This is a genomic window from Parabacteroides caeci, from assembly GCF_023656795.1.
GTDB lineage: Bacteria > Bacteroidota > Bacteroidia > Bacteroidales > Tannerellaceae > Parabacteroides > Parabacteroides segnis.
Genome location: NZ_JAMOKT010000016.1, coordinates 29,189 through 44,234, shown reverse-complemented (window position 1 = coordinate 44,234; position 15,046 = coordinate 29,189). Strand labels below are relative to the sequence as shown.

Annotated in this window: 12 protein-coding genes; 7 read left to right on the top strand and 5 right to left on the bottom strand. The window is 46.8% G+C overall.

Features of this window, described 5'->3' with window-relative positions:
• Positions 1-13 precede the first annotated feature (13 nt).
• Positions 14-736, top strand: a complete 723-nt coding sequence (gene pflA / locus NBH15_RS10325) for a pyruvate formate-lyase-activating protein (protein ID WP_250822628.1) — start codon at positions 14-16, stop codon at positions 734-736.
• 2 nt (positions 737-738) lie between these two features.
• On the opposite strand, the gene NBH15_RS10320 is transcribed toward pflA, so the two are convergent.
• Positions 739-1,041, bottom strand: coding sequence for a DUF4884 domain-containing protein (locus NBH15_RS10320; RefSeq protein ID WP_128133855.1), 303 nt, complete (start codon positions 1,039-1,041; stop codon positions 739-741).
• A 104-nt stretch (positions 1,042-1,145) separates the two neighbouring features.
• Here NBH15_RS10320 and NBH15_RS10315 point away from each other — a divergent pair, with 104 nt between their 5' ends.
• From NBH15_RS10315 to ahpF, 3 genes are all read left to right on the top strand, one after another.
• Entirely contained in the window at positions 1,146-2,048 is a 903-nt protein-coding gene (locus tag NBH15_RS10315) for a cation diffusion facilitator family transporter (RefSeq protein WP_186960217.1), read from the top strand.
• Between the two features lie 160 nt (positions 2,049-2,208).
• Complete coding sequence (gene ahpC, locus NBH15_RS10310) at positions 2,209-2,775, top strand: alkyl hydroperoxide reductase subunit C (protein ID WP_009859723.1); 567 nt, start codon at positions 2,209-2,211, stop codon at positions 2,773-2,775.
• A gap of 314 nt (positions 2,776-3,089) precedes the next feature.
• A complete protein-coding gene (gene ahpF / locus NBH15_RS10305) occupies positions 3,090-4,640 on the top strand; it encodes an alkyl hydroperoxide reductase subunit F (protein WP_250822604.1) in 1,551 nt (516 codons plus the stop codon).
• Between the two features lie 112 nt (positions 4,641-4,752).
• On the opposite strand, the gene NBH15_RS10300 is transcribed toward ahpF, so the two are convergent.
• The 4 genes from NBH15_RS10300 to NBH15_RS10285 all read right to left on the bottom strand — a co-directional run bounded on the left by NBH15_RS10300 (position 4,753) and on the right by NBH15_RS10285 (position 12,576).
• Positions 4,753-7,239, bottom strand: a complete 2,487-nt coding sequence (locus tag NBH15_RS10300; protein ID WP_250822603.1) for an alpha/beta hydrolase family protein — start codon at positions 7,237-7,239, stop codon at positions 4,753-4,755.
• A gap of 104 nt (positions 7,240-7,343) precedes the next feature.
• Complete coding sequence (locus tag NBH15_RS10295; RefSeq protein ID WP_250822602.1) at positions 7,344-9,203, bottom strand: sensor histidine kinase; 1,860 nt, start codon at positions 9,201-9,203, stop codon at positions 7,344-7,346.
• 95 nt (positions 9,204-9,298) lie between these two features.
• The gene (locus NBH15_RS10290) at positions 9,299-11,620 is read right to left on the bottom strand and encodes a glycoside hydrolase family 20 protein (protein WP_250822601.1); all 2,322 of its coding nucleotides are present in this window, start codon (positions 11,618-11,620) and stop codon (positions 9,299-9,301) included.
• 125 nt (positions 11,621-11,745) lie between these two features.
• Entirely contained in the window at positions 11,746-12,576 is an 831-nt protein-coding gene (locus tag NBH15_RS10285) for an MBL fold metallo-hydrolase (protein ID WP_128133859.1), read from the bottom strand.
• 95 nt (positions 12,577-12,671) lie between these two features.
• Here NBH15_RS10285 and NBH15_RS10280 point away from each other — a divergent pair, with 95 nt between their 5' ends.
• The 3 genes from NBH15_RS10280 to rfbD are packed head-to-tail and all read left to right on the top strand — an operon-like array spanning position 12,672 to position 15,008.
• A complete protein-coding gene (locus tag NBH15_RS10280) occupies positions 12,672-13,598 on the top strand; it encodes a Mur ligase family protein (protein ID WP_046146539.1) in 927 nt (308 codons plus the stop codon).
• On the top strand, positions 13,595-14,143 hold the full coding sequence (locus NBH15_RS10275; protein WP_128133860.1) for a DUF4924 family protein: 549 nt from the start codon (positions 13,595-13,597) through the stop codon (positions 14,141-14,143). Before NBH15_RS10280 ends, NBH15_RS10275 begins: the two co-directional genes overlap by 4 nt.
• 4 nt (positions 14,144-14,147) lie before the next feature.
• Positions 14,148-15,008, top strand: a complete 861-nt coding sequence (rfbD, locus tag NBH15_RS10270) for a dTDP-4-dehydrorhamnose reductase (RefSeq protein WP_128133861.1) — start codon at positions 14,148-14,150, stop codon at positions 15,006-15,008.
• The last annotated feature ends 38 nt before the right edge of the window (positions 15,009-15,046 follow it).

Below are 15,046 nucleotides of genomic sequence, written 5' to 3'. Positions count from 1 at the left end.
TTGAAAGTTGGAAATTAAAGGAAACATACATTCACTAGAGAGTTTCGGGACCGTTGATGGTCCCGGAATTCGTTTTGTTGTTTTTATGCAGGGTTGTCCGCTCCGTTGCCTGTATTGCCACAATCCGGATACCTGGGATAGCAAAGGGCTTGCCAAATATCAGATGACGCCTGAAGAATTATTGGCTGAGGTTTTACGATATAAGAACTTTATCGCCAAGGGAGGCGTGACTGTTACCGGGGGAGAACCCTTATTGCAAGCTGAATTTCTCAGGGAGTTTTTCTGTCTTTGCCGGGAAGCCGGTATTCATACGGCGCTCGATACATCCGGCTATATCTGCACACCGAAAGCCCTGGCGGTTCTGGAATATGCCGACCTGGTCTTATTGGATATAAAAACCATCGATCCTGAACTGCATCCACGTCTAACGGCCGTGAAACTGGATAATACGTTACGTTTCCTGGACGAACTGGAAAAACGCGGTGTCCCGGTTTGGATACGCCATGTCATTGTGCCCGGACTGACGGATAATGACGAAACCTTGGATAAACTGGCCGAATACATCAGCCATTATACGGTTGTACAGAAGGCGGAACTTTTGCCTTATCACACGATGGGTGCTTATAAATACGAGGCACAAGGTCTCGACTACAAACTGAAAGAGGTAGAACCTTTATCGGCCGAACGTCTGGCAAATGCCAAAAAAATATTTAAGAAGCACGGTATCACGGTGTAACCTTATTCTGACGGCTCCCGAATGATCTTTACCGGCTGTCTGCGAACTTTGTTAACAATGCGTACACTATCGCTTTCGACACTGCTGACATCTCCTTGACAGTTGGTGAAATAGACATAATGACCTTCATCCTTGAAACGATATACTTTACAACCGTCATGCTCGAATAAATATTCAACCTTGTAACTGGGATTATTATCAGGAGCCACTTTGGATATTGGCTTTTCAGTAATACAGGAAGGAAGACATATGATACCTGACAGTAATGTCACAGTCGAGAGTATAATAAAATTCGTTCTTTTCATATTCTTTTTCTTTTAGTCTGTTTGTGGCCAAAGGTAACTTTTTATTGCTGTAAAAAACATAGTTTTGTTCTATATTGTTACTCAAATAAAAACAGGAATAAATTATGGAACAACATCATCACGATCATCACCACCACGAAATAACCTCTTTGAACAAGGCTTTCATTATAGGTATCTCCCTGAACCTGGCTTTTGTCGTAGCCGAATTTACGGCTGGCTTCTGGTATAATTCATTAGGACTTTTGTCGGACGCAGGGCATAACCTGGGAGATGTAGCCAGCCTGGTACTGGCTATGCTGGCTTTCCGGCTGGCTAAGGTGCACCCGACTTGCAGCTATACCTATGGATATAAGAAAAGCACTGTACTCGTATCTCTTCTGAATGCGGTCATCCTCTTGGTGGCCGTCGGTATTATTATTGCTGAAAGTATAGGAAAACTGCTGCATCCGCGTCCGGTCGAGGGTGATGCGATCGCTTGGGTGGCAGGTATCGGAGTCGTTATAAATGCACTTACGGCATGGCTTTTCATGAAGGATAAGGATAAAGACCTGAATGTAAAAGGTGCTTACTTGCATATGGCAGCCGATGCACTGGTATCGGTCGGCGTGGTTGTCTCCGGAATTGTTATTGCCCATACCGGATGGTATATCATCGACCCGATTATCGGATTGTTGATTGCGATCGTTATCATTGTTTCCACCTGGGGACTGCTGCGCGACAGTATCCGTCTCTCTCTGGACGGTGTACCGGCGGGAACGGACATCGATAAGGTGGAAAAGACGATACATTCGGTTGAAGGCGTTGAAGGCGTCCATCATCTCCATATCTGGGCGATCAGTACGACCGAAACGGCACTTACCGCCCATGTTTCCGTTGCGGATATTTCAGAAATGGAACGTATCAAACAGGAGATAAAACACGACCTTCAGCATGTGGGAATCCAGCATGCTACACTCGAATTTGAAACGTCGGGATTCAAGTGCGATGGGCGCTGTTGCTCAGACTAAAACAGGTATATTATAAACCTGATTTACTGATACTCAAAGATTTTGTCTATGACTGTATAAAACCTTTCGATTGGATTTTTTGTTCTTACCTCGAATCGGCAACTTATCTTTGCACCAGTAACAAAAACAAAATAGTAATAACGATTAAAATAAAAATTCTATGGAACCTATTATCAATTCACAAGCACCCGAGTTTAAAGTTCAGGCATACCACAACGGTAGTTTCAAAACTGTAAGCAGCGACGACATCAAAGGCAAATGGGCGATTTTCTTTTTCTACCCGGCTGACTTTACATTTGTTTGTCCGACCGAGTTGGTAGATATGGCTGACAAATATGACCAGTTCCAGGCAATGGGTGTAGAAGTTTACTCTGTAAGTACAGATTCACACTTCGTACACAAAGCATGGCACGATGCTTCTGAAACGATTCGTAAGATCAAATACCCGATGTTGGCAGACCCGACAGGCGTATTGAGCCGTGCATTCGGTGTAATGATCGAAGAAGACGGTATGGCTTACCGCGGTACATTCCTGGTAAATCCGGAAGGAAAGATTAAGCTGGCAGAAATCAATGATAACGGTATCGGCCGTAACGCCGACGAACTGCTTCGTAAAGTAGAAGCTGCTCAGTTCATCGCCGAACATCCGAGCGAAGTTTGCCCCGCCAAATGGAAAAAAGGTGGCGAGACATTGAAACCGAGCATCGATCTGGTCGGTAAGATCTAATAGTAAAACAGGAGGGCCGGCAACACATTGTCGGCCTTTTTTTGTTTAGCAAGATTTAAGCCATTCTATAAGTAGGAAGGCTTGATTATTACAGGTTCATTTGCCGTCTGCTTTAGCTGACGGATTACAGGCTGTCTCTCTTTTGGCTTTAGCCACATTTTTTTATATCCTGAAACATAAGAAAATGGGACTAAAGTCCAAAGATATATTCCATTATTAAGTCCGTCAGCTAAAGCAGACGGCAAATGAACCTGTAATAGCTAAGTCTTTTGACAATGGAAAAGCTATTTATGATTAAAATAAAGGATTCAACTATGTTAGATTCATCAATGAGAAATCAGTTATCCGGTATCTTTAGCGGATTGACGAACGAATATATATTTGATATACAAGTTTCTCCTGAACATGAAAGCAGGAAGGAATTATTGGAATTGCTGAACGATGTGGCTTCCTGTTCCGATAAGGTCACCGTACAGGTGGCAAACGGTGAAGGCCTGGAGTTCTCTCTGCTGAAAAACGGGGAAAAGACCGGTATTAAATTCCGGGGCGTTCCCAATGGACACGAATTTACTTCGTTGCTGCTGGCTATCCTGAACAGCGACGGCAAAGGCAAAAATATTCCCGACGAAAGTATTTGTAACCGTGTGAAGGCTCTGAACGGCCCGGTCAAACTGACTACATACGTCTCTCTGACCTGTACCAACTGTCCTGACGTTGTACAGGCTTTGAATGTCATGGCTACGCTGAACCCGGAAATCTCCCACGAAATGGTGGACGGTGCGATCAACCAGGAAGAGGTTGCTGCCATGAAAGTGCAGGGAGTACCTTCCGTATTTGCCGACGGTAAACTGATCCATGTAGGTCGTGGAGACTTTGGCGAACTGCTTGGCAAACTCGAAGCGCAGTATGGCGTGAAAGAGGAAGATCTGCCAGTGGTAGAAAAGAACTACGATGTTATCATCGTCGGCGGAGGTCCTGCCGGAAGTGCGGCAGCTATCTATACTGCCCGTAAAGGTTTGGCGGTGGCTGTTGTGGCCGACCGTATCGGCGGACAGGTGAAGGAAACTGTCGGTATCGAGAATATGATCTCTGTTTCGCAGACGACGGGGCAGCAACTGGCTCTCGACCTGATGTCGCATATGAAAGATTATCCGATCGATATCCTTGAACATCGCCGCATCGAGAAGGTGGAAGTGGAAGGACACGAAAAGCTCTTGACAACTTCTACCGGCGAAAAACTGATAGCCCCGGCCGTTATCGTAGCAACCGGAGCCAGCTGGCGCAGACTAAATGTCCCCGGAGAGTCCGAATATATCGGACGCGGTGTCGCTTTCTGTCCGCATTGCGACGGTCCGTTCTATAAAGGCAAGCATGTGGCTGTTGTTGGCGGCGGAAATTCAGGCGTTGAAGCGGCTATCGATCTGGCAGGTATCTGTTCAAAAGTGACGCTTCTCGAATTTGCAGAAGAGTTGAAAGCGGATCAGGTCTTGCAGGATAAGGCTAGAAGTCTTCCGAACGTGGAGATCTTTATGCATTCCCAGACGATGGAAGTATTGGGTAACGGTGAAAAAGTGACCGGTATCCGTATAAAGGACCGTAAGACAGAGGAAGTCCGCAACATCGAACTGGATGGCATCTTTGTCCAGATCGGCCTGGCAGCCAACAGCGGTCCGTTCCGTGAGGTGGTAGATACGAACCGTCAGGGTGAGATCGTGATCGATAGCCATTGTCGTACAAGCGTTCCGGGTATCTATGCGGCCGGTGACGTATCGACTGTCCCTTATAAACAGATCATTATTTCTATGGGCGAAGGGGCCAAAGCAGCCCTGACAGCTTTCGAAGACCGGATGCGGGGAATGTTATAAGCCGCAGAACTTTCCGGAAGGCATAAAAAATAATACCCGGGTATAAATCGATTCAGAAACGTTTCTATGTCGGTTTATATCCGGGTATTGCATTTGCATCAGTACAATTCTTTTACAGACTTTTTGGCGGATAGAGAGCTTCCCACCATTCCGGCTGCTCTTTCAGATATTTGGCGAACCAGGCATAGATGGTTTTATTCCATTCCGCCCGTTTCTTATAATCCAGTATCTGATGGTTTTGTCCCATTACCTGTATAAAAGCGGTTTCCTTACCAAGTAACTTCAGGGCGGTGAACATCTGGATACTTTCTCCTACAGGTACGTTTGTATCGACGGAGCCGTGCAGGAACAGGATCGGCGTGTTGATCTTGTCGGCATGGAACAAGGGACTTTGTTCTACATAGATATCCCGTGCATTCCAGGGATAGCTGTTGGCTGTAGCCAGTGCACTGTAAGAATATCCCCAGTAACCTTCTCCCCAATAACTGGTAATATCGCTGATGCCGGCGTGTGAGATAGCGGCGGCGAAGATATCGGTTTTAGTTTGCAGGTACTGTGTCATAAAGCCGCCGTAAGAGGCGCCGATGCAGCCGATCTTTTTGGCATCCACGAAACTGTGTTCCTCACAAAACTTTTTTGTTCCTTCGATGATCTCGTCTCCCGTACGTTTCCCCCAGGCATTGACGTGGCGCGCGGAGAACTCCTGTCCGAAACCGGTGGCACCGCTGGGTTGTATGATATAAACCACATATCCCAGTGCAGCATAGGTATGCGACGGATAACGGTTTTCGAGTGAGCGTTCCGTCGGACTTGTCCCGCCGTAATAATTAACGATCAGCGGATATTTCTTGCTCGGGTCGAAATGCGGCGGCAGATAGTAACGTCCGTAGATTGTATCTCCGGCAGCCGCCTGGAAATGCCAGTCGTGTACTTCGCCCAGGGTAATATCTTTCAGAATGTCTTTGGACAAGTCTTTCAGGCAAACAGACTCTTTCTCTTTCTTTTTCAGATTCATGGAGTAGAGTCGTTGTGAGTTGGAGGCGCTTTCACCGAAATAAACAAGTTCGGGGGCATTATCAGCAATTGTGAAATCCGATAATATATCTTCTTTCAGTGGAACCGGACTGATCTTTCCGTTTGCGGGATTGAGCGTATACAGGCGGACACAGTCTTTGTCTTCTCCTTGCAGGTAGATTTGTTTATCTCCGGTATTCCATGTAAATGATTGGATAGACGGATTAAAATCTTTGCTTACGGCTGTCGCCTGCTTATTGGAGAAGTCGTAGATGAACAACTGTCCGTCAGCCAGATTGGATGTTTGTCCCGGAGCAATATTCAAGCCAATCTTGTTGAATGCCTCTCCCGAGCCGGAAACAGCCAGTTGTTTTCCGTCCGGTGAAAAACTAGCATAGTTGATGAATGGATCTTCCAGGAGTGTATCAACCTGCCTGTTCTGCAAATCCATCCGGTAAAGGATTTTTGTGCTGAACGGACGCTTCGTCAGTTCGCGCCGGCTGCTGGTGAACAGCAGATAACGGCCATCTTTCGAAATGTCGTTAAGCGAAGTGGAATTGTGGCCGTAAGTGAGGCGTTCGAGAACACCCGTTGCCAGGTCATATTTGTGTAGGAAGGAACGGTTGCGCCATCCCGGCTGACGGTCGTCGGGCACGAGTATTTCTTCCATGTCTTTGTCTTTTTCCGGTCCTTTCTCGGAGATCGTGAAGATCAGGAAATCTTCTGTCGGGGCGATACTGAACCAGCCATCGGGTAAATTCTGGGAGAGGATTGTTTCGGCTTTTGTCACCGGATCGATAGTCACCAGTTCTTTTCCCTGTAATCCTTTACGGGTATAATAAAGACGGTTGCTTTGGGGCATCCAGTTGAAATTGTTCGTACTGCTTTCCATCAGTACCTGTCCGTTGGTTTTATCGGTAATTTGCTGAAAATATGCAGTCTGTCCGCCGGGATAAGTAGTCTGATAGGAGGTAAGCAGATATTTTCCGTTGGGGGAGAGGCTGACAGAGCGGAAACGTGTTCCGTCGAACACGTCGCTGATCGTATATCTTTTTTCCGGATCGGTGGTAGCCGTGATAACAGCCTCTTTTTCCGTATCGAACGAAACTTTCAGGGTTCCGGCTTTATCGCTTTCGGCTAAATATTTGATAACGATTTCGTAACGATGAGGTTCCAGTGACAGGGAAACCTTTCCGTCGGGGGCTGTTTGTTTTTCGTTATTTACATAGACCTCGTATGTTTCCGGGCCTTTAACCTGCAAAGTCCCTTTTACATACCGGTCGCTGTTCAGATAGAAAGAGGTCAGTCCGATATGAGAAGACTGGTTGCCGGCTGGAAGTGTACTTTCTCCGTCGGCGTTCGTTTCCAGCAATTGTGTGCTTTGACGCACATTGTTAAACGGAACGGCTGTTTTCAATAATTCTTTTTCGGTGAATTTCTTACTGTTTACGTCGAGGCTGTCTTTCAGGAACGGCTCTTTCACTTCATACGGGCCGGCATATCTGAATTGCCTGACTATGACCTCCTCAGCAAAGAGATTATAGCAGGAACAGATAGCTGCCAGAAGCAATAGGTTTCTTTTCATGGCGAATAAAATTTGATGTTTCCTGCAAAGGTATTTATTTTTTTCACAGGGAAACCTATACTTTTGAAATCCTGAAATGTATTGTAAGAAATGAAAGAAGAACTTTATTCAACCTTAATAGTGAACCAGAATAAAGTCCCTACCCCTTCTTCCGACTCCACACCCATCTCTCCGCCGAGCTTTTCTACGATGGTTTTGCAGATGGAGAGGCCGAGGCCGGTCCCTTGCTGGAAGTTGTTCAGTTTGACGAAACGTCCGAAGACTGAATCTATCTTATCCGCAGGGATGCCGCATCCGGTGTCTTTTACATAAAAACGTAGCCTGTAGCCTTCCTGTCGATAACCGAAGCGGATACTTCCCCGGGTTGTAAACTTCATAGAGTTGGTCAGCAGGTTGTTTATGACTTGGGTCAGGCGGTTTCGTTCCGTATGGATGATGCATTGCGGCAGACGTTCTTCAAAAAAGATTTGGATTTCCGGATGCCGGTTACGGATACGGTTGCTTTGTTCTATCTCCGTCAGTAAAGAATTCACGTCTACGTCCGAGTAGATGAACTCCAAGGTTCCTGCCTCAATTTTGGAGAGGTCCAGTATGTCGTTGATCAGTTGGAGCAATAACTCATTGTTGTTCTCGATGATCTTGATGAATTCTTGCCTTTCTTCCAGGTTTTCTTCATTGGCTAACAGGGTGGAGAAGCCGACGATCGCATTCAACGGGGTACGTATCTCATGGCTCATGTTTGCCAGGAAGGCCGATTTGAGGCGGTTGGCTTCTTCGGCTTTTTCGCGTTCGCGGATTTCCTGTCTCACCTGCCAGTAGAAGCGAAATCGCATGACGAGGATAATGATCAGGGCACAAAAAAGGGCTATGATACAAATGATAGCCAGCCTGTTCCTTTCGTAGAAATTCGGGGGACGTTGATAATAGATAGCATTGCCCGGATAGAGATTGCTGTCGGTATTATGCAGTTTCAGATGTCGGTAATTCAGGTAGGTTTGTGGTTCGCCTCCGGTGTGGGGCGGAATATTGCGTGCCGGAGTGCCATTTATAATCTTCTGTAAAGTGTGAATGGCTTCCTGGCTGAAATCGGATAGTGAGATGTAATGTCCTCCGGCAAAATTCCCGTTTTCCACTTGCAGGTCGGCGATGGTAAAGACCGGATAATGAGCAAATCCGTAAACGATCCGCTGTATGTTGTCGTTCAGGTAATTATTTTGTTGCATCTGTTTTGAGAACCATGAATAATATAAGATTCCGGTTTCCCGGTTATAGCGGGAGATAGTATCCAGTAATTGTTCAGTGGAAAGCCGTGTAGTGGTAAGAAGATGTAATTTCAGGGACGGATAATGGTCTGCCAGTGTTTGTTCCACTTCTTTTTGTGCACAGAGGCTGATATACCGGTTGTCGGAGATGAAAGCGATATTCCTGATCTCCGGCTGTATGCGTTGCATGAGTTCAAGAGTTTCTTTAATATAAAAAGGCTGGTAGATGGCTGTTATGTTATAGCCTTCCATCATCCGGGCGGCAGGGACAAGTTCTTTGTCCGATATGTTCCGGGAAAGGAGGTTCTCGATGCAGGAAGGCATTGATTTGCGTGAGTAACAGATAAGGACGGGGATTTCTTTCCATTCTTTGTCGAATAAGGGACGGCATACCAACCATCCGGGATCGCCGATAAAGACAACGGCTTTAGGGGGAAGAGGATATTTTTCCAGTAATGAATTTCTTTTGATGCCGGCTTCGTCTGTATTTGCGATGGTCGGAACCATCAGTTCTTCTGTATGGACAGCCTGTTGCGAGCCGTTAAAAGATTCGTAGATAGATTGATAGATACCATTCGTCCAGACTTCGTCGTAATTAACGGAGTTCAGAATAAGGATGTATTCCTGCTTGCCTTGATTATTACCGTATACTAGTGTGAAATGGCAGAGGAAAAGGCTTAGCATGATGATTGCTTTTCGCATAAAGCCTGTATAATTTGAAGTAAAAAAGCCGTCTGAAAGACTTACTGTCGGAAAGAGGTAAGTCTTTTAGACGGCTTTTATGTTGATGTTTTACCCTATTGAATAATAATTTCGTCTACGAACAGATAGGCCGGATTACCTGCGCCGCCATGCCATGCCGGCAGCTTGTCGCTTTTGATGATCACTTCCACGTAACGGGCTTTTACCGGATCGAAGGTAATTTCCTGCGGATAGATACCATCCTTATCGGTTTGTTTCAGGGACGGGATTGTTTTGGATACCACTTCCCTGAAGTTCTTACCGTCTTCGGATACCTTTACGGTAACTCCGGCAGCGCCCATGATCCAGTCGCCTTTGACCACATTGGTGTTGAAAGCCACCTTGCTGATTTCAACCGGCTGTTTCAGGTCGATTGCCGCATCCAGGTCTTTTCCCTGGAAACCCAGCCAACGGCCGGTTTTGTAATTCGTATCACCGGTCAGGCCGTCTGTCATTTCAGGACCACCTTTGAATTCGTATCCTTTACTCGGGGCTACACGCAAAGTAACGGGTTTTGCTGTCGATTTGCTGAAATTGATTTTTTCAGAGAATACGCGGCTGTTGCCTGTCGGACGAACGACAACGGCTTTTATGGTTGCGTTTTTCTTGATCTTTACGGGGGCTTCATATTTATTGCTTGCGCTTGTCGGTTCGCTGCCATCGAGTGTGTAGTAGATATCACCGTCACCCAGGGTAGAGAGATTTACGACGACTTCGCTGTTCTCCGTATCAGTGGTAAATTCTGCGTGAATGTCAAAGATATTCTTGGCATAGTTGTAACCCAGGCGGTCATACAGTTTTGTCATACGGACCAGGCGGGGCAGGAAGCTCTTATATTCCTTCTTACTCGGGTCGGTCCACTGCACTTCGGCAAGGGCTGTCATACGCGGCATAACCATGTATTCAACCTGTGAGAATGTCGGGATATACTCTGTCCAAAGGTTTGCCTGTACACCGATCACATATTTCTTATATTCGTCAGGAATACCGGTAGTCGGTTCCAGTGAATAAACCCGTTCCAGCGGCAGGTAACCTCCGATAGCCAGCGGTTCGTTTTCTGTGTCGGTAGACTGGTAATAGTCGAAATAAAGGTAGGTATTCGGTGTCATGATCACATTGTGATGCTGTTTGGCAGCCTCGATACCGCCGTCAACACCACGCCAGCTCATTACCGTCGCATTCGGAGCCAGTCCGCCTTCCAGGATTTCATCCCAGCCGATGATATGGCGTCCTTTGCTTTCCACAAATTTTTCCATGCGTGAGATCACGTAGCTTTGCAGATATTCTTCGGCGCTGTGTTTCTGGTCTCCCTTGATGCCTTCCGCTTTGATGCGTGCCTGGCATTTCGGACAAGTTTTCCAGCGTACTTTCGGACATTCATCGCCTCCGATATGGATATATTCGGACGGGAACAGGTCGATTACCTCTGACAGCACATCCTCCAGGAACTGCATTGCCTTGTCGTTTCCGGCACAGATCACATCGTCGGAAATGCCCCATTGTGTCCATACTTCATACGGGCCGCCTGTACAACCCAGGTCCGGATAAGCCGCCAATGCTGCCTGCTGGTGTCCGGGCAGGTCGATCTCGGGGATGATTGTGACGAAGCGTTCTTTGGCGTAGGCAATGACGTCGCGGATTTCGTTCTGAGTATAGAAACCGCCATAAGGCTTGCCGTCATATTCACCGGAGTTACGTCCGATCACTGTTTCTTTGCGTTGGGAACCGATTGTCGTCAGTTCCGGATATTTCTTGATCTCGATACGCCATCCCTGGTCGTCGGAAAGATGCCAGTGGAGAGTGTTCATATTGTGCAATGCCAATATGTCGATGTATTTCTTAATAGAATCAGTCGGGAAGAAGTGGCGCGACACATCCAGATGCATTCCGCGATAAGCGAAACGGGGATAGTCGTTGATCGTTACGGCCGGGAGTTCGATGTTCATCCCCTCGGCTACTGCGGGAATCGATTTGCGTAAAGTCTGTACGCCGTAGAATACGCCGGCTTCGCTCGCGCCAGCAATCTCGATTCCTTCCGGAGTAACGGTCAGCCGGTAACCTTCAGGGTTGGAGATGCTTTTGTCGACCGACAAATGGATCGGCTTGGAACTTTTTGCCGTCCCCACTTTCGGGGCATAGCCGGTTGCTTCCTTAATATAAGAAGCCAGGAACTCGCCAGCCTGTTTCAGTAAGTCATTCCCTTCCGGGTAAATGATAGAAGTAGAAGGCGTTAACACAAAAGAGCTTCCATTGACCATGGAAACTTCCTGCGGAAGAGGGATGATGCCGTAATCGCCTTTCGCGACTTTACCATCGGAACATGCCATCATTCCGGCAAAAGCTGCACATAACAGCGTTAGTTTGCTTAGTTTATTCATGCGTTATTAAAAGTTATAAATGATAATGTCTTTTTCATATATCTTATGATCTGTAACAGATTGTTTCCAAAGATAGTGATTTATTTTATTTCTGAAATGAATCCGGATGCTAATCGGTAAACTTACTATATTTCTATTGTTTTATCTTTCTTGAAAAAGTCGTTGACTTTCTTTACCGTACTGCATCTGGTATAAGCATCATGACAGTAAATAAGGACTTGACCTTCCCTGGCGGCTTCTTCCAGCATGCGGACTTTTTCCTGATAAGAAGTGACCGGGAAAGTATCGTAAGCCGAAATCCACTCCGGCGAAACACTGGCTGCCAGGGGAATCACGTCTCCGGCAAAGACGAAAGTCTGTCCGCCGGTTTGAATATAAGGTACGATCTGTCCCGGCGTATGTCCGTCGAAGAGGCGCAGGTCGATGTCCGGACAAAGCTGCGTGTCGGCATCGATGAGGCGCAGTTGCCCGTTGTCGGCTATCGCCTTCATGTTTTCTATGAAGTAAGAATCCTTTTCCAGTGCGTTCGGATGCAGGAAATTTTCCCATTGCCTGCGGCTGACCCAGTATGTTGCGTTGGGAAAGGCCGGATAGATTTCTCCCGTCTCTTCATTTTTTAAGGTTGAATAACCGCAATGGTCAAAATGCAGGTGGGTGAGGACAACGTCCGTCACTTGTCCGGGCGAGATGCCGCGCTTATGTAATTCTTCCCCCAGATCGACCAGGTCGAAGAAATTATAATAGCTCAGTTGCCGGAGATGTTTCGTGCCTGCTCCGTTGTCGATAAGGATCACTTTTTCAGGAACGGTTGATATGAGCAGGCTCCTCATTGCCAGGACGCAGCCGTTTGTTTCGTTGCTGGGGTAACGCCGGCTCCAGGCAGTTTTCGGAATCGCTCCGAACATGGCGCCGCCATCTGCATAAAAGTAGCCCGTATCGATTATCTGTATATCCATTTCACTTTTTTTGTGTCAAAGATAAGCATGTTTTTTCTATTCCTTATACGTTGATGCTTGATGAAAATGTGTACATTTGCGACAAATTCAAAGTGATGCGAAAAGTTCATTTAATCTCCGTAACCGAACCTCTTGTGCTTGACCTGGCTTTGGCTATTCATGAGAAGGGATATGATGTGAGTGTTTCCGGCAATGGTATAACAGAAGATGTGATAGCAAAGCTGCACGCTGCCGGTTGTACTTGTCATGGAAACGGTTGGTTTCCGGAGAGATTAACAAAGGATAATAATTTTGTCGTTCTGGGTGCCACTGTCAAACAGGATAATCCGGAACTGATAAGAGCTAAGGAATTAGGGTTATTAATTCTCTCTATACCTGAATTTATATTTCAGCGGACCAAAGAGAAGACACGGGTAGTTGTTGCGGGAAGCCGCGGAAAGAAGACAATTATCTCGATGATTATTCGTGCCCTTCAGCGGCAGAAGTTGGCCTTCGACTATGCCCTGACCAGTGAGATTCCTTTGTTGCCGAACCGTGTACATATGAGCTATGAAGCACGTATTGCCCTGATCGAAGGAGATGAACATGTTACGTCTGCTTTGGAGAAACGTTTCCAGCTGGAGTTTTTCCGTCCCCATATCGCGATATTGACCAATCTGTCATGGACACCGGATACCGACCATCCCACTCCGGATGCTTATTATGATACGTTCAGGAACTTCACGACCCTGATCGAGCGTGAAGGCAAACTGATCTATTTTGAAGGCGACCCGGCTGTGAAGCAACTGGCAGAGGAAGTGCGCGAGGATATTACAGCTATCTCTTACGGCGAACATCCTGTGATCGAGAAAGACGGGGCGACGTTCCTCCAGACCCGTTACGGGGATTTCCCGATACATGTCCCGGACAGTTATTTCCTGACAAACCTCAATGCTGCACGTCTGGCATGCCGTCAGTTAGGTGTTAAAGATGCTGATTTCTATCGGGCGATATCCGAATATAGTGTATCTTTGCAACCATGATTGTAGCGAAGCAAAAAAGAAAAGAAAATATAGCCGAGTATTTGTTATACATGTGGCAGGTGGAAGACCTGATACGTGCCAACCAGTTTGACATCGATTCGATCCGCCGTACGGTGATCGCCCAATACGACCAGCCGGACGAAGTGAAGGAAGAAATAGCCGGATGGTATGAGGAACTGATTGAGATGATGCGTAGCGAAGGTGTCAAGGAAAAAGGACATATCCAGTTGAACAAGAATGTCATCATTGCCCTGACCGACCTGCATCTGCGGCTGCTTAAATCTACGAAAGAAATGGTTTACGGGGCGGCCTACTATAAAACGCTCCCTTATATAGTACAACTCCGCGCAAAATCCGGAGGAGAGGACTTACCTGAACTGGAGACCTGTTTTAATGCAATCTATGGCTATCTGCTTCTCCGTATGCAGGGAAAGACCGTCAGTCCGGAAACGCAGGAAGCGATCAAACAGATCAGTTCTTTTTTGGCCCTCCTTGCCGAAAAGTATCGTGAAGATATGAACGGAGAATTGAAATTAGAAGATTAATGACATGAAAACAATTCTGGTAACCGGTGCCAATGGGCAACTGGGTAATTCGATTCGTTTGTTTGCCGGCAAATATTCCGGATATAATTTCCTGTTTACAGATGTCGACACGTTGGACATTACCGATCCTGCTGCTGTGCGGGCGATGATAAAGGACAACGGAGTGAACTATATATTGAACTGTGCCGCCTATACAGCCGTCGATAAGGCGGAAGACGACGAAGCCCTGTGCCGCCGCATCAATACTTTTGCTGTCGGTGTACTGGGTAAAGCTGCACATGAGGCGGGAGCTAAAATGATTCACATCTCTACCGATTATGTATTTAGTGGAACAAACTGTCGTCCTTATGTGGAGACCGATGCCACTCGTCCTGTTTCGGCTTACGGCCGGACCAAATTGGCCGGTGAAGAGATTTTACAGGAAGTTTGTCCCGATGCGGTGATTATCCGTACCGCCTGGTTATATTCGGAGTTCGGGAATAATTTCGTGAAGACCGTGCTCCGTCTGGGAAAAGAACGGGATGAGCTCGGTTTCGTATTCGACCAGATCGGGACGCCGACTTATGCAGGCGACCTGGCAGCAGCCATTCTCACGGTGGTTGACTCTGGCGAGCGGGATGCCTTTGTGCCGGGGATTTATCATTTTTCCAATGAAGGTGTTTGCAGTTGGTATGATTTTACGGTGAAAATCCTTGAGGTGGCCGGAATAGAATGCCGCGTCCGTCCGATCGAAACGAAAGATTACCCGACAAAGGCGGTCCGTCCTCCTTATAGCGTGTTGAATAAGAGGAAGATAAAAGAAACATACGGCATTGTCATCCCGCATTGGGAAGAGAGTCTCCGCGTTTGCATGGAGAAACTGTAGGTTGTTGATAACCCTGTTGATATGTTGATAAGTATGTT